The 21,160-nt window shown below is 68.0% G+C and carries 18 protein-coding genes; 14 read left to right on the top strand and 4 right to left on the bottom strand.

The window, feature by feature from the left end; translation table 11 throughout:
- Positions 1–3: 3 nt before the first annotated feature.
- The gene (locus tag OG878_RS09960; protein ID WP_443049247.1) at positions 4–1,005 is read right to left on the bottom strand and encodes an aldo/keto reductase; all 1,002 of its coding nucleotides are present in this window, start codon (positions 1,003–1,005) and stop codon (positions 4–6) included.
- A gap of 154 nt (positions 1,006–1,159) precedes the next feature.
- On the opposite strand from OG878_RS09960, the gene OG878_RS09955 reads away from it, so the two are divergent.
- From OG878_RS09955 to OG878_RS09920, 8 genes are all read left to right on the top strand, one after another.
- Positions 1,160–2,179, top strand: coding sequence for a zinc-dependent alcohol dehydrogenase (locus OG878_RS09955; RefSeq protein WP_328886441.1), 1,020 nt, complete (start codon positions 1,160–1,162; stop codon positions 2,177–2,179).
- A complete protein-coding gene (locus tag OG878_RS09950; protein ID WP_328886440.1) occupies positions 2,176–2,937 on the top strand; it encodes an SDR family oxidoreductase in 762 nt (253 codons plus the stop codon). Before OG878_RS09955 ends, OG878_RS09950 begins: the two co-directional genes overlap by 4 nt.
- Before the next feature lie 931 nt (positions 2,938–3,868).
- The gene (locus tag OG878_RS09945; RefSeq protein WP_328886439.1) at positions 3,869–5,239 is read left to right on the top strand and encodes an ABC transporter substrate-binding protein; all 1,371 of its coding nucleotides are present in this window, start codon (positions 3,869–3,871) and stop codon (positions 5,237–5,239) included.
- Position 5,240: 1 nt separating this feature from the next.
- A complete protein-coding gene (locus OG878_RS09940; RefSeq protein ID WP_328886438.1) occupies positions 5,241–6,194 on the top strand; it encodes a carbohydrate ABC transporter permease in 954 nt (317 codons plus the stop codon).
- 2 nt (positions 6,195–6,196) lie between these two features.
- Positions 6,197–7,099 carry a carbohydrate ABC transporter permease gene (locus OG878_RS09935; protein WP_328886437.1) on the top strand — a complete coding sequence of 301 codons (903 nt, stop codon included), beginning with the start codon at positions 6,197–6,199 and terminating at the stop codon, positions 7,097–7,099.
- A gap of 31 nt (positions 7,100–7,130) precedes the next feature.
- Positions 7,131–8,312, top strand: coding sequence for a mandelate racemase/muconate lactonizing enzyme family protein (locus OG878_RS09930; RefSeq protein ID WP_328886436.1), 1,182 nt, complete (start codon positions 7,131–7,133; stop codon positions 8,310–8,312).
- On the top strand, positions 8,309–8,647 hold the full coding sequence (locus OG878_RS09925; RefSeq protein ID WP_328886435.1) for an L-rhamnose mutarotase: 339 nt from the start codon (positions 8,309–8,311) through the stop codon (positions 8,645–8,647). Before OG878_RS09930 ends, OG878_RS09925 begins: the two co-directional genes overlap by 4 nt.
- Positions 8,644–9,480, top strand: coding sequence for an amidohydrolase family protein (locus tag OG878_RS09920; RefSeq protein ID WP_328886434.1), 837 nt, complete (start codon positions 8,644–8,646; stop codon positions 9,478–9,480). Before OG878_RS09925 ends, OG878_RS09920 begins: the two co-directional genes overlap by 4 nt.
- Here the strand turns inward: OG878_RS09920 and OG878_RS09915 are convergent.
- The 3 genes from OG878_RS09915 to OG878_RS09905 all read right to left on the bottom strand — a co-directional run bounded on the left by OG878_RS09915 (position 9,465) and on the right by OG878_RS09905 (position 13,073).
- On the bottom strand, positions 9,465–10,247 hold the full coding sequence (locus OG878_RS09915) for a FadR/GntR family transcriptional regulator (protein WP_277324753.1): 783 nt from the start codon (positions 10,245–10,247) through the stop codon (positions 9,465–9,467). The genes OG878_RS09920 and OG878_RS09915 overlap by 16 nt on opposite strands.
- Positions 10,248–10,494: 247 nt before the next feature.
- Positions 10,495–11,247: a hypothetical protein gene (locus tag OG878_RS09910; protein ID WP_328886433.1), complete on the bottom strand. Its 753-nt coding sequence runs from the start codon at positions 11,245–11,247 to the stop codon at positions 10,495–10,497.
- A gap of 293 nt (positions 11,248–11,540) precedes the next feature.
- Positions 11,541–13,073, bottom strand: coding sequence for a GH39 family glycosyl hydrolase (locus OG878_RS09905; RefSeq protein WP_328886432.1), 1,533 nt, complete (start codon positions 13,071–13,073; stop codon positions 11,541–11,543).
- A 342-nt stretch (positions 13,074–13,415) separates the two neighbouring features.
- Here OG878_RS09905 and OG878_RS09900 point away from each other — a divergent pair, with 342 nt between their 5' ends.
- From OG878_RS09900 to OG878_RS09875, 6 genes are all read left to right on the top strand, one after another.
- Positions 13,416–14,714, top strand: a complete 1,299-nt coding sequence (locus tag OG878_RS09900) for an ABC transporter substrate-binding protein (RefSeq protein WP_328886431.1) — start codon at positions 13,416–13,418, stop codon at positions 14,712–14,714.
- Between the two features lie 143 nt (positions 14,715–14,857).
- Entirely contained in the window at positions 14,858–15,748 is an 891-nt protein-coding gene (locus OG878_RS09895) for a carbohydrate ABC transporter permease (RefSeq protein WP_328886430.1), read from the top strand.
- The gene (locus OG878_RS09890) at positions 15,748–16,650 is read left to right on the top strand and encodes a carbohydrate ABC transporter permease (RefSeq protein WP_328886429.1); all 903 of its coding nucleotides are present in this window, start codon (positions 15,748–15,750) and stop codon (positions 16,648–16,650) included. The genes OG878_RS09895 and OG878_RS09890 overlap by 1 nt, the downstream gene beginning before the upstream one ends.
- A gap of 133 nt (positions 16,651–16,783) precedes the next feature.
- Positions 16,784–18,283, top strand: coding sequence for an arabinosylfuranosidase ArfA (gene arfA, locus OG878_RS09885; protein ID WP_328885164.1), 1,500 nt, complete (start codon positions 16,784–16,786; stop codon positions 18,281–18,283).
- A gap of 84 nt (positions 18,284–18,367) precedes the next feature.
- Positions 18,368–19,903: a glycoside hydrolase family 43 protein gene (locus tag OG878_RS09880; protein WP_328886428.1), complete on the top strand. Its 1,536-nt coding sequence runs from the start codon at positions 18,368–18,370 to the stop codon at positions 19,901–19,903.
- 82 nt (positions 19,904–19,985) lie between these two features.
- Complete coding sequence (locus OG878_RS09875) at positions 19,986–21,023, top strand: LacI family DNA-binding transcriptional regulator (protein WP_277324744.1); 1,038 nt, start codon at positions 19,986–19,988, stop codon at positions 21,021–21,023.
- Positions 21,024–21,160: the final 137 nt, after the last annotated feature.

Raw genomic sequence — 21,160 nt, 5'->3', positions numbered from 1 at the left:
AACTCAGGCCCTGGAGAACCGACTTGCCCGGGCCGGGTCGGGGACGAGCCCCGTGACGTGCAGCTCCTCCCACAGCGACTCCGGGATCGCCGCCCGATAGCGCGCGACATTGCTTCGCACGTGTTCCTGAGTGCGCATCCCTGTCACCACCGAAACGACCCCGGGATGGCGCAACGGATATTGGACGGCGGCCGCGGGAAGCTCCACGCCGTGCCGGTCACAGACCGCGGCGATGCGGGCGGCACGTTCGACGACGGCCCGCGGCGCCGCCCCGTAGTCGTAGGTCGCCGAGCCGTCCACGGCCGCACTGCTCAGCAGTCCGGAGTTGTAGACCGCCGCGGCGACGACGCCGACACCGCGGGCGCCGGCGACCGGCAACAGGTCGTCCAGCGCCGATTGGTCGAGAAGGGTGAACCGCCCCGCGACCATCACCACATCGACGTCCGTCCGCCTCACGAACTCGGCCGGCATCGCCGCCTGGTTCATGCCGGCACCGATGGCGCCGACGACGCCCTGGTCTCGAAGCTCGGCCAGAGCGGCGATCCCGCTCGACGACGCCGGCCCCCAGTGGTCGTCCGGATCGTGTAGATAGGCGATGTCGAGCCGGTCCGTCCCGAGCCGCGCCAGCGACTCCTCCACGGAACGAAGGATCCCGTCGCGGCTGAAGTCCCAGACCCGCCTCTTCGCCGCCGGCACGACGAACCCGTCGTCGTCGAGCCGGTGAGCCGTGTCCGGGCTGTTCACGAGCAGGCGCCCGACCTTCGAGGAGATGACCACACCCCCTCGCCGGGTGGCCGCATGCAGGGCGTCCCCCAGGCGGCGTTCGGACAGCCCGAGGCCGTAATGCGGCGCGGTGTCGAAGTAGCGGATCCCTTCCTCGACTGCGGCCCCGACGGCGCGATGCGACTCGTCGTCGGTCGTCTCGGTGAACAGGTTGCCGAACTGGGCTGCACCCAGGCTCAATTCGGTGAGCCGGTGCCCGGTTCGCAGTGCCCGGGTCGGCAGCGTCCGTTCGATGGATGCGTGGTCGCGCGGCGGTGGTGTGCTGGTCACGGGAGCGACTATAACGGTGACAGCATACGTATGACGTTTACTGTTACGCTGCGCAGTGTTGTGGGCCGGTGCGGCCCGCGTCATAGCGAGGGAGGAGCCGATCGGCATGTTGGCGGCACATTACGTAGGCGCGCGCACGATGACGGTCGAGGAACGGGAGCCGGCTGAGCCGCGGGCGGGGGAGGTCCGAGTCGCCGTGGCGTACGTCGGAATCTGCGGCACGGACCTCCATGTGTTCCACGGGGACATGGACGGCCGGGTCAGCAGGCCGGCGACGATCGGGCACGAGATGTCGGGCACGATCGCCGCCCTCGGCGCCGGCGTGGAGGGCTGGTCGGTGGGTGATGCGGTGACTGTCATGCCGCTGGCCTGGGACGGCACTTGCCCGGCCTGCCGGGCGGGGAACGAGCACATCTGCCAGAACCTGGACTTCATCGGCATCGACAGCCCCGGAGCCCTTCAGGAGTACTGGAACGTACCGGCGTCGACACTCGTGCGGCTGCCCTCGGAGATCTCGCTGCGGGACGCCGCGCTTGTGGAGCCCGTCGCGGTGGCGGTTCACGACGTAAGGCGTTCTGAACTCGCCGCAGGCGGCAAGGCGGTCGTCATCGGGGCGGGCCCGATCGGCGTTCTGATCGCGATCGTCGCTGCCGCGTTCGGTGCCGAGGTCGTGATCGCCGAGATCGACCCGAACCGGCGGGCCGCAGCCGAGGAGATGGGGCTGACGACACTGGACCCCTCGTCAGTCGATCAGGTCGCCTGGGTGGAGGAGTGGACGGACGGCGCCGGAGCGGACGTCGTGTTCGAGGTCTCAGGCTCGGCCGCCGCCGTGCTCGGCGCCACCAGCCTGGCGAAGGTCCGTGGCACGCTCGTGGTCGTGGCCATCCACGGGCGACCGCAACCCATCGACCTGCACCGCGTGTTCTGGCGGGAGCTGAGGTTGCTCGGTGCACGGGTCTACCAGCGCCACGACTTCGAGCGCGCCGTCGAGCTCGTGGCCGAGGGCGTCATCCCGGCCGAGAAGCTCATCACGGGCATCGTGTCCCTGAGCGAGCTCGAATCGGCCTTCGGCGTCCTCGAGTCCGGGCAGGCGATGAAGCTGCTCGTCGAGGTGAGCGCGGCGTGAACCCGTTCGACCTGACCGGGCGCCTCGCCGTCGTGACGGGGGCCAAGCGTGGAATCGGGTTCGCCGTCGCCGAGGCTCTGGCCGCTGCTGGTGCCGACATCGTCGGGGTCTCCGCCACCCTCGATCCGGCGTCGTCCGCCATCGGCGACCGCGTGCGCGGGCTCGGCCGCGAGTTCTCCGGACACCGCGTCGACTTCGCGGACCGGCGGCAGGTGACCCGGTTCGCCGAGGAACTCGCCACCGGCGAACGCCCGGTGGACATCCTGGTCAACAACGCCGGGACCATCCGCCGCGCTCCCGCCGCCGAGCACCCCCTGGAATGGTTCGACGAGGTGCTCGAAGTCGATCTCACGAGCACGTTCGTGCTCAGCCAGGTTCTCGGGCGGCGGATGCTGGATGCGCGGTACGGGCGCATCGTCTTCACCGCCTCCCTGCTCTCGTTCCAGGGCGGGATCAACGTACCGGGCTATGCGGCGGCCAAGTCCGGTGCGGCGGGACTGATCCGGGCGCTGTCGAACGAGTGGGCCGGACACGGTGTGACCGTCAACGGCATCGCCCCGGGCTACATCGCGACCGACAACACCCAGGCGCTTCAGGACGACCCCGACCGGTCCCGCGCGATCCTCGAGCGGATACCGGCGGGGCGGTGGGGAACGGCGGAGGACATCGCGGGCGCCGCGGTGTTCCTCGCGTCGGACGCCGCGCGCTACGTCTCCGGGACGGTCCTGCCGGTCGACGGCGGCTGGCTCGGCCGGTGAGGCTCCTCGAACGCCCGTCAGTGGTGACAACGTTCCGGCAAGAAGCGGTGCGGGCGGCCTGACGGGCGGGCACGTGCCGCCCTTCGGGGAGACGACGGAGCTGTTCCGCGCCGCCGGCGTCGGCGACCTCACCGAGGTGGCCGACGCCCGCACGCGACCCGTGCGCGGACAGCGGCCCTGCCATAGGCCTCGGCCGGCACGGTGTTGAGGCGGTCCGGGTTGGGCGAGCCGGTGCCGGCGCCCTCGGTCGCCGGGTTGTTCGCGGCATCCGGCGACGGACGGCGGGTCGATGACGCCGGCCGTCGGCTCCGTCCGCTCCCCGTCCTTTCGCGGATCACCGCGCGCACCCGGTCGTGGAACTCCCTGCCCGGCCGGCGATCGCGCCGGCGGAGGAGGAACGCGCAGACCCGGCCCCACGGCGGGAACCCGGCGGGTACCGCCTCCACTTGATGCCGTTGCTCGGCGACACGGCGGACCGCGTCCCGTGCCGTCCGGCAGCGGTACACCTCCGGCTGCCCACCCCGGTCGTGCGGCCGGCCGGGCACCGGAGGCGGCAGCCGTACCACGGTCCACTCCGCGTCCGTCATGTCCGGGATACCGCAGAACACGGTCCGGTGCGATCGGCCGCGTCCCGGAATCGGTGAGCGACGCAATCACCGCCGGGGCGGCCTAGTTGGACTCCGCTGCCGTGAGCACGTGCGACCCGGCAACGAGGCTTCGCGACCCCGGGCCGGGGAGCGGCCGTGCCGTCATGCCCAGCGGACGACGGCAACCACCTGATCGGGGTTACCGTTCGGCGCGCCCCCTCAAGATCGGAACAACGACAACTGTTCGAGGTGATACGCCTCAAGCCCGTGACAAACATCATACGTATGCCCTACAGTCCTGGCGCAGAGTCGTCAACGAAGTCGACAAGACAAGGACATTCCCCATGGTCGGAATCCAAACTGTGGTGCGTTCGCGCCGTAAGGCGTCGACCGTCGCCGTGATGGGCGCCGCGACGGCGCTCCTGACCCTCGCTGGTTGCGGCGGCCAAGGCAGCTCGGCGAACGGGTCTTACGGCTTTCCCGAGGCCAAGCAGGAGGCCTCCTCGACGATCACCGTCTGGGTAGACGCGGACCGACAGGCTGCCGCGAAGGCGTTCCAGACGGCGAACCCGGACACCAAGATCAAGGTCGTCACCTATGACGGGTCGGCCAACGGGTCCAACTCCTTCCGGACGAAGGTGCAGCTCTTCGACCGCGCCGGTGACGGCTGGCCCGACGTCGTCTTCTCCAGCCAGAACAACGACGCGGCATGGGCCAGCCAGAAGACCGCCGGCAAGCAGGCGTTCGCGGCCGTGCTGGACAAGGGCCTGGTTCCGAAGGACACGCTCAGCAACTTCACCGAGGGCTCGCTCAACCCCTGCACGGTGGAGGGCCGCGTGTACTGCCTGCGCAACGACCTCGCCCAGGCGGTGCTCTGGTACAACAAGTCCCTGCTGGAGCAGTTCGGCTACGCCCTCCCGACCACGTGGGAGGAGTACCAGTCCCTCGGGGAGAAGGTAGCCAAGGAGCACCCCGGCTACATCGTCGGTACGACCGGGGACGCCTGGACGCCCGAGGTGTTCATGTGGGGGAGCAAGTGCCAGGCCAATGACGTGACCGGCCCCAAGTCCGTCACCGTGAAGACCGACTCGACCGAGTGCAAGCGCGCGGCCTCGATGCTCGACACCCTCCGCGACAACGGGACGGTGCCGGTGGTCAGCGTGTTCACTCCCGAGTTCCTGAAGAAGTACACGGGCAAGGTGCTGATGATGCCGGGTCCGGCCTGGTACGCCGGCGCGATCTTCAACAACCCTCAGTCGCTCAATGTGCGGGCCGGGCAGCTCGGCGTCGCCGCGCCGTTGCCGTGGAGGGGCGAGAGCGAGGCCGCGACGGGCAACGTCGGTGGCGGAACCTGGTTCGTCTCCAGCCACTCGAAGAACCTGAAGGCCGCCGAGAAGTTCGTCCAGTTCGTCACCACTGCCGACGACTACCAGGTCGATGTCGCACCGGGTTACCCGGCGTACGCGCCCGCCGCGCAGAAGTGGGTCGCCAAGCAGGAGGCGAGCAAGTACTACGCCACCCCGCTGGAGCCGGTGGTGACCGCGGCGTCGCGGGTCTGGGACGGCTGGGGCTACCCCACGTTCAGCCAGGAGGCGATATGGGCGAAGACGATCACCCCGGGGGTCACGGGCGGCAAGTCGATCGTGGACCTGCTTCCGACCTGGCAGACGGCGATCGAGAACCAGGCCAAGGTCAACGGATACCAGGTGAAGTGACATGACCTTCGCTCCTCCGAGTGGCCGGCCGACCGTCGACGCCTCCGGGCGTCGGCGGTCAGGCCGGGGTGGCGCCCGGCCGCCCGGCCGCGCCCTCGCCCGCAGTCCGATCGGCTATCTCTTCGTCTCGCCCTACGCGTTGCTCACCGTCGCCTTCGGGATCGTCCCTTCGCTCTACGCAGTGCTGCTGGCCTTCACGAACGCCGACGGTGGATTCGCGGGCTTCGACAACTTCACCAAGGTCGTCGGCGACTTCCGGTTCTGGCCGGCCGTGTTCCACGTGACCACCTATCTCCTCATCTGGCTCCTCGGGCTGCTCGTCTTCGTCGTCGGCCTGGCGTTGGTGGTCCACGCCGTCAGTGTGCGGTGGGTGAGCACGACCCTGCGCTTCGTCTACTACCTGCCCGGCGCGCTCGCGGGCGCGTCGAGCGTCCTGTTGTGGCTCTTCGTCCTCGATCCGACGGCGAGCCCGGTCAGCGGTCTGCTCGGGGCGATGGGGTTCGACAGCTTCGTGCAGGTGATCCAGCCCGGCAACCTTCCAGCGATCTTCGCGATCATCGCGTTCTGGACCGGGGCCGGCGGGTGGATCATCATCATGTACGGCGCCCTCAACAACATCAGTACCGACGTGATCGAGGCCGCCCGCATCGACGGTGCGAACGCCGTCCAGATCGCGCTTCGGATCCAGCTTCCGATGCTGCGCAAGTGGGTCGCGTACATGGGTGTCATGTCGCTCGCGGCCGGCACCCAGCTGTTCGTCGAGCCACAGCTGCTCAGCCAGGCCAGCAACGCGGTGGTGCCCAACGACTACTCGCTCAACCAACTGGCCTACCAGTACGCCTTCCAGCAGAACGACTTCAACGGCGCGGCCGCGATCTCGCTGATCCTGCTGGTCGTCGCACTCCTGCTGTCCTGGGTGTTCGTGACCCGCGGCGGCCTCTTCGAGAAGGAATGACCATGGCAGCACTCTCCGCCGAACGCCGCCGGCCGAGCCTCAGCGGGTGGAGCGGGCGGTCCATCCTCGGTGTCCTGCTCGTCGTCTTCGTCCTGTTCTTCGCCGTGCCGATCGTCTGGCTGCTCCTCGCGGTCACGAAGTCCTCGAAGACGCTCGTCGTCGCCAACCCGTTCTCGCTCGGGTCGTGGTCGGACCTCGTCACCAACTGGCATCAGCTGTTCGACTTCCAGGACGGTGCGGTGACGACCTGGATCGGGAACTCCGCGCTGTACGCGATCGGCGCTTTGGTGATCACGCTGCTCGTGAGCATCCCCGCCGGCTACGCGCTCGCGCTCACGGAGTTCAGGCTTCGGCAGGCGCTGCTCGTGCTGACGCTCGTCGTCATGCTGATCCCCAGCACCGCACTGGTGCTGCCGATCTTCCTCGAGCTGAACAGCATCGGTCTGATCGGGAGCCCGCTGTCGGTGATCCTGCCCATGTCGTTCTTCCCATTCGGCGTCTATCTCACCTACATCTACTTCTCGACCAGCATTCCTCGTGACATTCTCGCCGCCGCGCGCATCGACGGCTGCAACGGGTTCCAGGTCTTCACCCGGGTCGCCCTTCCGCTGGCCGCCCCGATCGTCGCCCTGGTGGCGTTCTTCAGCTTCGTGCAGAACTGGAACAACTTCTTCCTCCCGTTCGTGATGCTGCCGTCGAGCGACGGCTACCCGGTCCAGGTCGGGCTCACCTCGCTCCTGGCGTCAACCCCGGCTTTCAATCCCAGCTCCGCGGGATCCGACTCCGTTCAGCTGCCCACCTTGGCGCTGGGGACGATCGTGTCGATCCTGCCCGTCCTGGTCGTCTTCCTGTTCTCCCAGCGATTCCTGGTCGCGGGTATGACAGCAGGAGGGACCAAGGAATGACCGCTCGCATATGCAAGGAGAACCACCTCCGATGAAGATCACCGGGTATCGCAGTCTGAGCACCGTTCACGACTGGGGCAGAATCACCGGGGACGTCAACGGTGTCCAGTCCGGCCACACCACGCCGGTCCCCGTCCTCATCATCGAGACCGACGCCGGGATCGAGGGAGTCGGCCTCGGGTCCCACGCCGACATCGCCCGCGTCTTCCCCGCGATCGAGGGCGGTGACCCCCGGTCGGTCGTGGCGCTCTACGACCGGATGCTCGACTGGGTGTTCAAGGCAGGTCACTCGGGATCCACCTTCGGCACCATCGGCGCCGTCGATATGGCCCTCTGGGACATCAAGGCCAAGGCCGCCGACGAGCCGCTCTGGCGAACCCTCGGGGCTCGCGAGCGCTTCGTCCCCGGGTATGCGTCCGGTCTCGAGTACGGCCTGGACGAGGACGACCTCGCCGACCTCTACGGCCGGTTCGCGGACCGCGGGTTCAAGGCCGGCAAGCTCAAGGGCGGCCGCGACCTCGACCGCGACCTGCCCCGGCTGGAGATCATGCGCGATGTTCTCAGCCGCAACTCCCGCCGGCCGGCGCTCATGTTCGACGCCAACGAGTCGTGGAACCACGCCCAGGCGGCCCGGTACGTCGCGGCCATCGAGGAGCGCATGGACCTCACCTGGGTGGAGGAACCGCTGCGCCGCTGGGATGCGGCCGGCATGGCCACGCTGCGCGGGAAGGTGCGCGCGGCGATCGCGACCGGCGAGAACCTGACCGGACTGGAGCAGTACCGTCCCCTGCTGGACGCCAACGCGGTCGACATCGTGCAGGTCGGCAACGTGTGGGGGATCACCCACTTCCTGCGCGTCGCGACGCTCGCGCACGCCCACGATCTGCCGGTGAGCCCCGTCGCGTACAACGCGAACCCGGTGGCGCACGCCGCCGCCGCCGTGCCGAACCTTCTGACCGTCGAAGTCCAGGACCTCTGCTTTCCCGTCGGTCTCGACGTCGACCAGCAGTTCGACGACGGAGGCATCGTTCTGGGTGATCGCCCGGGCATCGGGATCGTAGTCGACGAGTCCCGGATGTCACCGGTCGGTGCCGCGACGCCCCGGCCCGCGGCGACCGGACCGCACATCCGGCCCGAACGGGCTGCCTTGCGGCTGGTGGCCGAGCCGGACGTGATGGACGACCCGTCGTACCGCGGAGGCCGACTCTTGTGACCCGTCGACCTGAGCGCAGGGCCTTCGTCGTGGGCGTGCGGCCCGAGAAGCGCGAGGAGTACCTGGCGCTGCACCGGGCCGTGTGGCCGGGCGTCGAGCGAAAGCTCACCGAATGCAACGTGCGCAACTACAGCATCTTCATCTTCGGCGACACCCTGTTCGCCTACTACGAGTACGTCGGCGAGGACCACGAGGCAGACATGAGACGGATCGCCGACGACCCGGTTTCGCAGGAATGGTGGACGCGCACCGACCCGTGCCAGGTGAGGATCGCCGAGGAACGTGATCCCGGGGCGCTGTGGCAGCCTGTGGAGGAAGTGTGGCACCTCGAATGAACGCCGGCATCGACGCCCATGTGCACTTGTGGGACCGAGCCGTGGACCCGCAGGACTGGATCGACGCGGAGACCATGGCGCCGATCGCCCGCGACTTCGGCGCCTCCGATCTGAGCGAGATGCTGGCCTCGACCGGACTGCACGGCGCCGTGGTCGTGCAGTCGAGCAACAGCCTCGAAGAGAGCATCCGGCTCGCCAAGCTGGACTCGTCCGCCATCGCCGGCCTCGTCGCCTGGGTCGACCTCACGGCGGAGGTCGGACCTCAGCTCGACCGGATCCGCATGGATGCTGCTGTCCCCGTCGTCGGGGTGCGGCATCTGGCCCACATCGATCCGGATCCGGAGTGGATGACGCGCGAGGAGGTCAGCGCGGGCCTCGCCGTACTCGAGCGTGAGGGCCTCTGCTTCGACCTCGTCGTGCGTGAGTGGCAGCTCCCTCAGGCAACCCACCTGGCCGTGCGCCACGGCGGACTCCGCTTCGTGCTCGATCACCTGGGCGGTCCGCCGGAGCCCGGGCAGGACAGGAGCGCGTGGGCGTCCCGGCTGCGGGAGCTCGCGCGGCAACCGAATGTCGTCGCGAAGGTCTCGGGACTCACGTCGGGCCTCGCCCCTGGATCATGGCGGGCAGCCGATCTCGCCGTCCCGGTGACGATCGCCCTGGAATCCTTCGGCCCTGAGCGTCTGCTCTACGGCTCCGACTGGCCGTTGGCTGAACTTGGCGGGGGAGCGGCGCCCTGGAAGTCCGCTCTGGAAACCCTGCTCCACGGGCTTTCCGCCCCGGAATGCGCGCGTGTATTCGGCGGCAACGCTGCCGACGTCTACTCGCTCTCCTGATCCAGCGCCCGGCCGCGCGCCCGTGGCGCGTGGTCGGGAAGCCGCCGACGCTCCCACGAGACGTGGATGTGATCATGCATCGCCTTCTGGGCCGCGGCGACGTCCTTCCTTGAGATGGCATCGACGATCGCCGAGTGTTCCTTCAGTGTCAGTGCGAACGCATCAGGCGGGTCGATGCCCTGGTAGCGGCTGGATTCCACGGCTCGCTTGTACAGATGCTTGGCGATGTTCTCCGCCAGCCGGTTGCCGGAGATCTCCATGAGCGCGTAGTGGAACATCACGTCCGCCTGCCGGAAGGAGTCGGTCTCGGACTCGCTTTCACGCATCGTGGTCAACGCGTTCTCCAGCCTCCTCAACCCCTCCGCGCTGCGAGAACCGGCAACCGCGCCCGCCATCGCCGACTCGAGGCTCGCCCGCACGATCGTCAGCTCGTCAAGGACACCGAGCGTCTCATCGTTGTCGATCAACGCGGACAGCACCACCGGATCGAGCATGTTCCAGTAGCCCTGCGCCCGCACCTGGGTGCCGCGACCCTGGGAAACGATCACCAGGCCCTTCTCCTCGAGCCGCTTCACCGATTCACGCAACACCGTGCGACTCACGCCGAAGTGTTCGCTCAGCGGACCCTCCGGAGGCAGCAACTCGCCTTCCTTCAACTGGCCCGTCACGATGAGGTCGACGAGCTCGGCAACGACTACAACACCCAAGCGACCGGCGGGCAGGCGTGGCGGGAACAGACGGGTTGCGGGCTGCGGCTCGGTTGGCATACGTATGACCTTATCGCTCAATCAATCTGCGGTCGACGGGCTTCCTAGCCCACGACATGCCGTCGACGTTCAACGGGCGGGACGCAGAGGCATTCGCGACGTACAGCCTCGAAGTCGTCGGCAGCGGCATTCCGAGTCACTGCCTGGACCACGGCGGCCGCTGAAGTCACCGGCACGCGACCGCCGCGCGAGGGTCGCAGTCGGTGCAGACCAGACTGCGAGCCAGGCGTGGACCCTGGTCCACGGGTCAGGGCCCCCGCGTTTGCTCGGATCTTCTTGGCCTGGGGTGATTGATGTCAGCGGTGGGCCCCGGAAGCAAGTGAACATGGCACGTGCGGCGCAGCGTAGTCCGCCAATGCTCGGACACACCCACGAAGATCAAAGAGTTCCTGGTCGTCCTGGCGGCGAAGGTGCATCGGAAGCTTGACAAAGAGGTCAGGCGCCTGCGCGAGGCGGACCGGCACATGAAGGCCCGGATTCCAAGAACTCCTCGAAGCTCTCCTATCGGATTAACACTCGGGACCGGCGACCGACTCGGCGGATCACCGCCAAGGTCGTCACGTTGCAGCCCGCCGGTTCGCTTCCTTCTCGGCGGTGGTGAGCTGGTGGTTGCGGGTGGCCTTCGGCCGGTGATGACCACTGGGTTGTCGTCGGGGTCGTCGTCCAGGCCGACGAAGCCGAGGTCGGCCAGGGCGCCGAGGCCGGCTTCCCGGAGATGACGGGTGAGCTTGTTGTGGCGGGCGGTGGTGATCTCGCTGGACCGTCCGGGCTTGACCGAAGAGATCCAGATCAGGTTGCCCTTCTCATCGGTCAGGGCGAGGAACAGCAGGCCATGGGCCTTGCCGGAAGAGTTCTTGCGGTTCTCCTTCCCGGTGCGGCGGCGGGTGCGGATGAGGGGGCCGTCCAGCAGGACCACGACACCGCCCTTGGAGGCGATCTTCTTCAGTGCGCGGTCCAGACGCGGGGCCCGGGCGGAGAGCAGGCCGATCACTTCCAGCACCCAGCGGCGCAGGGTGGAGGCGGCGATGTCGTTGCCGCCGGCCAGATCGGCGAGCCGCTGGTCATGGCGGAGATGAGCGAGAGCGAGGACAGCCTGCTGGCCAGGGGCGGCCTTCCGCCAGCGGGTGCCCAGCTGCTTGCGGCGGGCACGTATGAGTCACGCGATCAGATCGATGGTCCGCTTCGACACCGGCAGGCGAACCTGGTAGACAGCTTCCTGAGGGCCCTCGGCGGGCTTGGTTTTCGTCACAGAAACCGCAACATCCGCCAGGGGCCCTCGTGTTACTACCGGAATCAGCCCGTCCGCGCCTCGGCGCCGAGGCCGAACAGCCGGTTGTCGCTCCACCACTCCGGTGTCTCGTCGACGACCGGGGTGAGCTCCAGCAGCGTCACTTCGTTGCGGGCCAGGACAAGATCTACGTCCGCGCGCCCGCCGGCAACGGGCACGCTCCGGTGTGAGCACGTGGGTTCGGCGGCCTCGCGGAGGGCGTCGAGCTGGCGGCTGCTGGGCGCGAGCGGCCGTCCCATCTCGCACCAGGCGACCCATGAGTTACCGGCGTCCTCACTCACGGAGCGGCGCCGCGCGAAGGCGGAACCGTGCCCGTCCGGGGCACCAACGGGCAGGGACAGCCGGACGGTGTGGCCGTCGACGGGCTTGCCGCCGGTCGGGTCGGCCGGCGCCCAGGCCAGTACGGTGACGCGGCCGTCGCCGTGCCGAGTCACCAGGTGGTCCTCGCCCCTGGCAAGCACCTGCTCGCCCATCTCGGCCATGAACGCGTACAAGTGGTAGGTGGGCTTCTTGACCTGGCGGTGCGTCAGCAGTCCGAAGCCTCCGTGGAACAGCGCGGTGGGGATGCCCACCTCCTCGAATACGTCGCTGAACGTCCAGTACGAGAAGGAGTCCGCGACGTCGCCGCCGTTCGCCAGCACCGGCGCGAGGTACGCCGCGTGAAACGCGGTGTCGTGGATCGGGTTGTCCGGTCGGTACGAGGAGTTGAACTCGGTTATGTGGAGCGGCAGGTCCGCGAGCCTGGTGCCCGCCAGCTGCCGCCGCGGGGCGCCGAACTGCTCGAGCAGCGCCGACGCCGGCTTGAGCGTCTGATGCGCGCCGAAGGGCACGTGCTGCTCAGGCCCGGAGGTATAGGCGTGCCGGCTCACGAAGTCGATCGGCAGGTCGCGGGCCTCGACGAACTCGGCGAAACGCTGGATCCACGCATCCTCGTAACCAGGGGCCAACGAGGGACCGCCGACCTGGAGTTCGGCGTCGACCTCCTTGACCGCCAGTGAAGTCACCTCGTAGAAGCGGTGGTACGCGTCCTGGTCCGCTGCCCAGAACGGCGCCAGGTTGGGCTCGTTCCACACCTCGATCGGCCACCGGCGCACCTGGTCGATGCCGTAGCGGTCGACCAGATGGCCGATGACGGCGCGGACGAGCTCCGCCCACTCCTTCTCGTCGCGAGGAGGAGTGACGTTGCCCTTCCACCAGAAAACGGTGTCGTCGCCGGAGGCGAGTCCGGACGGCATGAAGCCGAGTTCGAGGAAGGGCGCGATGCCCAACTCCAGGTAGGCGTCCACCACCTGGTCGACGTAGGTGAAGGCGTGACGCACGCGCCGCTCACCGGCGTGGTCGTAGGGCTGGTGGATGCCCATCCCGTCGCTGAGCAGGCCATGCCCCCGGATGAACCGGAAGCCGATCTCCCTTTGGACGAGATCGAGAGACTCCTGGTAGTCACGCCGCAGCGCCAGGTCGAGCCGACCGGTGCCGACGCAGTAGCGCCAGGCGTCGGAGAGCTGAGCTGTCGAGTGGCAGGGGACGACGATCCGCATGATGGCGGTTCCTTTGCTGCGGTTCGGGGGCGCGATGCGCCGGGGCGGGCACGGCATCAGCCGTGCTCTCGCTCAATGTGCTGCGCACCATAAGGAGTTGCGGAAAACGGTGTCAAGGCGGCCAACGCTCCACCCGCCGACGCTCCGGTCGGCGTCGCCCGCACTGATCACTACCCCGGCTTCTGCGTCGGTAACGATTGAGCAACCTGCGCAAACTAAGGGTGGCCACCCGCCTAATTCAGGGGGTAGAGATTGCACCGGCTTCGCGGATGGCCATTAGTTTGCGCAAACTATTCGCGTCGCATCCATCGTGTTCATGGCTACAGATCAGGAAGTTCCACGATGACGAGGAAGACACGCAGCGCGACGGCTGCCGCGATCGGCTTGGCCATAGCACTCGCCGCCACCGGGTGCGCCGGCGGCGACGAGGCCGACGGGGGCAACGGCTCGTCCGGAGGCAAGGTCACGCTGACCTTCTGGGAGAACGCGCAGCCCGGTCCCGGGGATGACTACTTCAGGGCCGCCGTGAAGGCGTACCACAAGCTGCACCCGAGCGTCACGATCAAGATCCAGTCGGTCCAGAACGAGGACTTCGACGGCAAGCTGCAGACCGCGCTCAACTCGAACTCCGCGCCCGACATCTTTCTGCAGCGCGGCGGCGGCAAGATGCGGGACATGGTCGACGCCGGCCAGATCCAGGCTCTGAACCTCACCGCCACCGACAAGGCGAACGCGAGCGCTGCGGCCATCGCAGGCAATTCGATCGACGGCAAGGTCTACGCCATGCCGACCGACACGCAGCCCGAGGGCATCTACTACAGCAAGGACCTGTTCAAGAAGGCCGACATCAGCACGCCGCCGACCTCGATGGACGAGCTCGAGGACGCTGTCGCGAAGCTGAAGAAGATCGACGTCGCGCCGATCGCGGTCGGTGCCAAGGACGCCTGGCCGGCCGCGCACTGGTACTACAACTTCGCCCTGCGCGAGTGCAGCCAGGACACCTTGAACAGGGCCGCCGAGTCGCTGAAGTTCGACGACGCGTGCTGGACCAATTCCGGCGACGACCTGTCCAAGTTCCTGAAGGTCAGCCCCTTCCAGAAGGGCTTCCTGACGACCTCGTCGCAGCAGGGCGCCGGGTCGTCGGCCGGCATGGTCGCGAACCACAAGGCGGCCATGGAGCTCATGGGCACCTGGCAGCCTGGTGTGATCGCCAGCCTGACCCCCAACAATAAGGGGCTTCCGGACCTGGGCTGGTTCCCCTTCCCCTCCGTGCCCGGCGGCCAGGGCGACCCGACGGCCCTCATGGGCGGCGGCGGTGGATACTCCCTGTCCAAGAACGCGCCGAAGGAAGCCTTCGGCTTCCTCGAATTCCTGGTGACCAAGGACCAGCAGAAGGCCTACGCCAAGGCCTTCTACGCGATCCCGGTGAACAAGGACGCGCAGTCGGTCGTCACCGACTCCTACAACGTCTCGTCACTGCAGGCCTTCAACAAGGCCGCCTACTCCATGATGTTCCTTGACACCGTGTACGGCCAGAACGTCGGCAACGCCATGAACACGGCGGTCGTGAACCTGCTGGCCGGCAAGGGCACTGGCGCCGATATCGCCAAGGACACCAACGCCGCTGCCGCGAAGGGCTGAGTAAGCAGACAATGAGCAACACCCTGGGTACTGACGCGGCCCACGGCCGCCAGTCGCAGGGCACGCCTCGAGTCGGGGGCGCGGCCGAGTCCGCGCCCCCGGCTTCGCCGCGAGTGGCTGCGAAGCGCCGAGGCCGTGCCAAGATGCGGCTCGAGATCGCGGTCCTGTCCGGACCGGCGATCCTCATGTTCCTGGCGTTCGTGATCTTCCCGGTCGCGCTCGCTGCGTACTACGGCTTCTACCGGTGGCACGGCTACGGGGCGCCCACCGAATGGGTCGGCCTGAACAACTACAAGCTGATCCTCACCGACCCCGCGTTCCAGCAGGTGCTGTCGCACAACGGCCTGATCCTGGTGCTCTCACTGGTCATCCAGGGCCCGCTGGCGATCACCCTCGCGCTCCTGCTCAACCAGAAGATCCGCGGTCGCTCGATCATCCGCGTCCTGATCTTCGTGCCGTACGTCATCTCCGAGGTCATCGTCGGCACCGGCTGGAGCCTGATGCTCCAGAGCAACGGCGCCGTCAACGACCTGCTGCAGCACATGGGCCTGGGCTCCCTGCAGGCTGAATGGCTCTCCAACCCGAAGCTGGCCCTCTGGACGCTGATGGGCATCATCTCGTGGAAGTACATCGGCTTCGCGGTGATCCTGATGCTCGCCGGCCTGCAGTCGATCCCCGACGAGCTCTTCGAGGCCGCCTCGCTCGACGGCGCCTCCTACTGGCAGATCCAGCGCCGCATCACGCTGCCACTGCTGGGGCCGACGATCCGCATCTGGGCGTTCCTGTCGATCATCGGCTCGCTGCAGCTGTTCGACCTCGTCTTCATCATCTGGGGGCCGTACGTCGCGGGCACCGCGGGCACCTCGACCATGGCGATCTACATGGTCGCCCAAGGCCGCAACGCGGGCAACTACGGCTACGGCAGCGCCATCGCGGTCGTGATGTTCCTGATCTCGCTCATCGTCGCGCTGATCTACCAGCGCTTCGTCCTGCGCCGCGACCTCAAGGGTGCCGTCACCGAAGGGACCGTGTGATGAGCGCGACGACCACCACCCCCGGGATGTCCTCCGCCGTGGCGCCGAAGGCGCCCACCGGCCGTCGCGGCAACCGTGACAAGCCTCAGAAGTGGGGGAATCCATTCACCTACTTCATCGCGCTCCTCTTCATCGGCGTCTGCATCGCACCGGTGCTCTACATCGTGATCGGCGGATTCCGCACCAACTCGCAGATCAGCACGAGCCCGGCCGGCCTGCCGCACCCCTGGGTCGCCGGCAACTACGTCAGCGTTCTGAAGTCGGTGACGTTCTGGGGCGAATTCGCGAACTCCATCATCGTCGCACTCGTGAGCACCGTCGGCACCGTCGCCCTCGGCCTGATGGTGAGCTTCGTTCTCGCGCGCTACGACTTCAAGCTCAAGGGCGCGATGTATTCCCTGTTCGCCGCCGGCCTGATGTTCCCGCTGGTCATCGCGATCACCCCGCTGTACATCGTCGTCAAGGACCTCGGCCTCGTCGACAGCCTGTTCGGCGTGATCATCCCGCAGATCGCCTTCGGCCTGCCGACGACCGTCATCATCCTGGTGCCGTTCCTCAGAGCCATTCCGAACGAGATCGAGGAGGCCGCCGCGATCGACGGTACGAGCCGACTCGGATTCTTCTTCCGCATGGTGATCCCGCTGTCACTGCCCGGTGTGGTGACCGTCGGCATCCTCGGGTTCATCGGCAGCTGGAACAACTACGTCCTGCCCCTGTACATCCTCAACTCGGAAGCGAACTACACCCTGCCGCTCGGCGTCCAGCAGTTCTCCTCGCAGTACTCAGTGGACACCGCGAGGGTCCTCGCGTTCACCTCACTCGCCATGCTGCCCGCACTGATCTTCTTCGCGATCTTCGAGAAGAAGATCGTCGGCGGTCTCACCGGCGCCGTGAAGGGCTGAAACCGCCACCAGTATCTGCACCGGACCGTCTCACGCCTGCCCCTGCCGTACCTCCGGCAGGGGCAGGCCGCCGATCGGCGGCATCGCTCAGCCCGCGGCGCGCCCGCGCCATCCCAGGGAAAGGACCATTGCATTGCCCCGCGCCCACATCAAGCTCGACAAGCAGGCCGTCATCGCTCCTGTCCGACGCCGCACCTTCGGCTCGTTCGTCGAACACCTCGGCCGCTGCGTGTACACCGGGCTCTACGAGCCGGAACACCCGAGCGCGAACGATGAAGGGTTCCGCATGGACGTCGTCGAACTCGTCAGGGAGCTCGGCAGCACGACCATCCGCTACCCGGGAGGCAACTTCGTCTCCGGCTTCCGCTGGGAGGACTCGGTCGGCCCGCGCGACAAGCGCCCGGTGCGCCGTGACCTCGCCTGGCACTCGCTCGAATCGAACCAGGTCGGCCTCGACGAGTTCGCCAAGTGGCTCGAGCTCACCGACTCCGAGCTGATGCTGGCGGTCAACGTCGCCACGCGAGGCATCCTGCCCGCGCTGGACCTGCTCGAGTACGCCAACCACCCATCTGGCACAGCGCTGTCGGACTTGCGCATCGCCAACGGCACACCGGACCCGCACAACGTGCGCATGTGGTGCCTCGGCAACGAAATGGACGGACCGTGGCAGACCGGCTTCATGACGGCTGACGACTACGGCAAGATCGCCGCCCGCACCGCCGCCGCGATGAAGATGGCCGACAAGGACCTCGAACTCGTCGTCTGCGGCTCCTCCGGGTCCGGCATGCCGACATTCGGCGACTGGGAGCGCACGGTGCTCGAGCACAGCTACGACTATGTCGATTACATCTCGTGCCACGCGTACTACCAGGAGCACGACGGCGACCTCGGCTCCTTCCTCGCCTCGGCGATCGACATGGACTACTTCATCGACACCGTTGTCGCGACCGCCGATCACGTGGGGTACAAGAAACGCTCAAACAAGAAGATCAACGTCTCCTTCGACGAGTGGAACGTCTGGTACCTCAAGGAGCACCAGGCGTCCGAGGAGGTCAACGACGAGTGGCGCCACGCCCCTCGGCAACTCGAGGACATGTACACGGTGGCGGATGCCGTCGTCGTCGGCAACCTGCTGATGACGCTCCTCAAGCGCAGCGACCGCGTCACCTCGGCGTCACTCGCGCAGCTCGTCAACGTGATCGCGCCGATCATGACCGAGCCCGGCGGCCCGGCCTGGCGGCAGACGACCTTCTACCCGTTCTCGATCACGAGCCGGCTTGCTTCCGGCGAGGTGATCCGGCCTGTGATCGAGGCGCCGACGTACAAAACGGCGCGCCACGGCGAGGCATCCGTCATCGACGCCGTCGCGACCGTCGACGAGGACCGGGCCGCGGTCTTCCTCGTCAACCGTGACGTGGAGGAGGCCGCGCAGGTCGTGATCGACGTGCGCAGCCTCGGCTCGTCGCGCATCGTCGAGGCGGTCACGCTCACCGACTCCGACGTGTACGCGAAGAACACGCTCGCCGAGCAGCACCGGGTGGCCCCGTCCGCGAACGGGAGCGCGACGCTCGTCGACGGCGTGCTCACCATCGAGCTGCCGGCAGTTTCATGGACGGCGATCGCCCTCCGCTGAGCGACGACACGAAGCGGATTCCGCCAACCAGCCTCGGCCCACTCTCGCTCCATGACGCTGGGCGGTTCGAAAGGAACACATTCTGTGCCTACGTACGAAAACCCTGTGATCAGCGGGTTCCACCCCGATCCGAGCGTGTGCCGGGTCGATGACGACTACTACCTGGTGTGCTCCAGCTTCGAGTACTTCCCCGGGCTTCCGCTCTTCCACAGCAAGGACCTCGTGCACTGGGAGCAGATCGGCAATGTGCTCGACCGGCCCGGGCAACTGCCGCTGCCCCTCCCGGGCTCCAAGGCGTCCGGCGGTCTCTACGCCCCCACCATCCGCCATCACGACGGGCGTTACTGGGTCATCAACACCAATATCGACGGCGGGGGCAACTTCGTCGTCTCGGCCGAGCGGCCCGAAGGACCGTGGAGCGACCCGGTATGGCTCGACCTGCACGGGATCGACCCCGACCTGGCGTGGGAGGAGGACGGTACCTGCTGGTGCGCCTTCTCCGGGCCCGCGGGTGGCATCAACATGGCCAGGATCGACCTGGTCAAGGGGGAGGTGCTGGAGGGACCGTTCCCCACGTGGTCCGGCAGTGGCCTCAAGTACCCCGAGGCGCCGCACCTCTATCGGATCGGCGACTGGTGGTACCTGCTGATCGCCGAAGGCGGTACCGAACGCGGCCACAGCGTGTCCGTCGCCCGCGGCCGTTCGCCGCGTGGCCCCTGGGAAGGCGCGCCCGCCAACCCCCTGCTGTCCCACAGTGGTGCCGCCCGCCCCATCCAGAACACCGGCCACGCCGACCTGGTTCAGGCTCCCGACGGCAGTTGGTGGATGGTGCTGCTCGGCGTCCGGCCCCGCGGCTTCACGCCCGACGTGCACGTGCTCGGCCGCGAGACGTTCCTGGCCCCGGTGGAGTGGGGCGAGGACGGCTGGCCGGTCGTCGCGCCCGTACCCGAGAGGCACGCGGCGCCGGGCGGGCCCTGGCACCCCGTTCCGGCCCTGCCCGACCGCGACGACTTCGACGAGCCCGCTCTCGCACCGTACTGGATCTCGCCGTTCACCCGCCAGGACGGCTCCTGGTCGCTCACCGAGCGCCCCGGCCAGCTGGTCCTCAGCGCCACAGGCGACACCCTCGACCGACCTGGGTACACCTTCGTCGGCCGCCGCCAGCAGCACCACGACTGCCGCGTCACCGCCGCGATCGACCCGGGTACGGGACGCGGTGGCCTGGCCGTGCGCATGGACGAGGCCCACCACTACGAACTGGAGGTCGGCGAAGGAGAGGCCCGCGTCGTCGCCCGGATCGGCCCGCTGCGCCAGGCCGTGGCCCGCCGACCGGTCCCGCCCGGGCCGCTGACCCTCACCATCGCGATCCGCACGTCCGGCCTTGTGCCCGCGTCGCCCGAACTCACCGACGGCGGCACCACCGGTCCTGACACGCTCGCCTTCTGGCTAGGCGATCCTGATAACGCGGACGCCCAGCTACTCGTCGAGCTGGACGGGCGCTACCTGTCCACCGAGGTCGCCTGTGGCTTCACCGGCCGCGTCATCGGCATGTACGCCACCGAGGGCGTGGTCGCCTTCGACTGGTTCGAGTACACCCCAGCCTCGGCGCCCCCCGCATGAGGCTCGTCGTTCGGCCAGCTCAAGTGCCCGCCAGTACCGGCCCGCAGTCCTGGACCTCTACCTCGCTGGATAACCTGTCACCATGTCCCCCCGACCCGTCGGATCGCGCCCGACGTTGTCATTGGTCGCCGCGACCGCCGGCACGAGCGTGCCCACCGTGTCCAAGGTGCTGCGCGGCGGAACTGACGTATCGGCCGAGACGCGGGCGAAGGTCATGGAAGCCGTGCGAGCCGTCGGCTACACCCGCCCGGGCGGGGCCAAGATCGAAAGCGTGCAGTACGAGAGCGGCTTGGCCAACGTGCTCACACTCGTGGTCACCCACTTCGAGGGGTCATGGGCGAATCTGGTGACAGCCGGAGTCGGGCGCGAGGCGGCGGCAGCGGGACTGGATGTCGTCATGACGCTCGCCGAGCCGGCCGGCGACTGGGTGTCGCGGGTCCTGAGAAGGCGCTCCGTCGGCACCATCGGGGCGCTGGTCGATCCCACCTCGCGGCAGTTCAACGCGCTCTTTGCCGCAGGCGTCCCCGTGGTGCTGATCGACCCGATGAGCACGGCGCCGTCAGGGGTGGCAAGCATCGGCGTGGCGAACTGGGACGGCGGCCGCATGGCCGCCGAGCACCTCCTGTCTCTTGGCCACGAGCGGATGGGGATTGTCGCCGGCCATGCCCGTCATCTCTACAGCCGGGCACGCGTCGACGGCTTCCGCGCGGCAGCCGCCACAGCACCCGCCGGCAGTGCCACGGTGTCCGTGACCTACGGCGGATGGAATCGTGACAAGGCGGCGGCCGCCACCCACACCCTGCTCGACAGGAATCCGGGGATCACCGGAATCTTCGCCTGCTCGGACCCCATGGCACTCGGCATCTACGACACGCTGAACGCGCGAGGCCTGCGCATTCCCGAGGACGTCAGCGTCATCGGCTTCGACGACCTGCCCGAGGCATACTGCGTCAGCCCCGGGCTGACCACCGTCAGACAACCCAGCACCGAGTTGGGTGCCGCAGCGGTCAAGCACCTGATCGAGCTTTCCCAGAGCGAAGACAGCGGCATCCGACGCCCCGCCCGCATGGAGTTGGCCACCGAGCTGGTCGTCCGCGCCTCCACCGGGCCCGCCTCGTAACCGCAGCGCTGCGGCGGTGACAGGGGTCTCCGCGAAGGAGCTTGACCTGTGCGAACGCTTTCACGCGCCGGCGCCGCGCTGGTCGCCGAGGCGGCCCCGCCTTGCCCGCCTCGCTACCGGCTCTGGTACGCCTGCGC

It is taken from the genome of Streptomyces sp. NBC_00316 (genome assembly GCF_036158715.1).
GTDB lineage: Bacteria > Actinomycetota > Actinomycetes > Streptomycetales > Streptomycetaceae > Streptomyces.
This window is presented reverse-complemented; position numbering and strand designations above follow the sequence as displayed.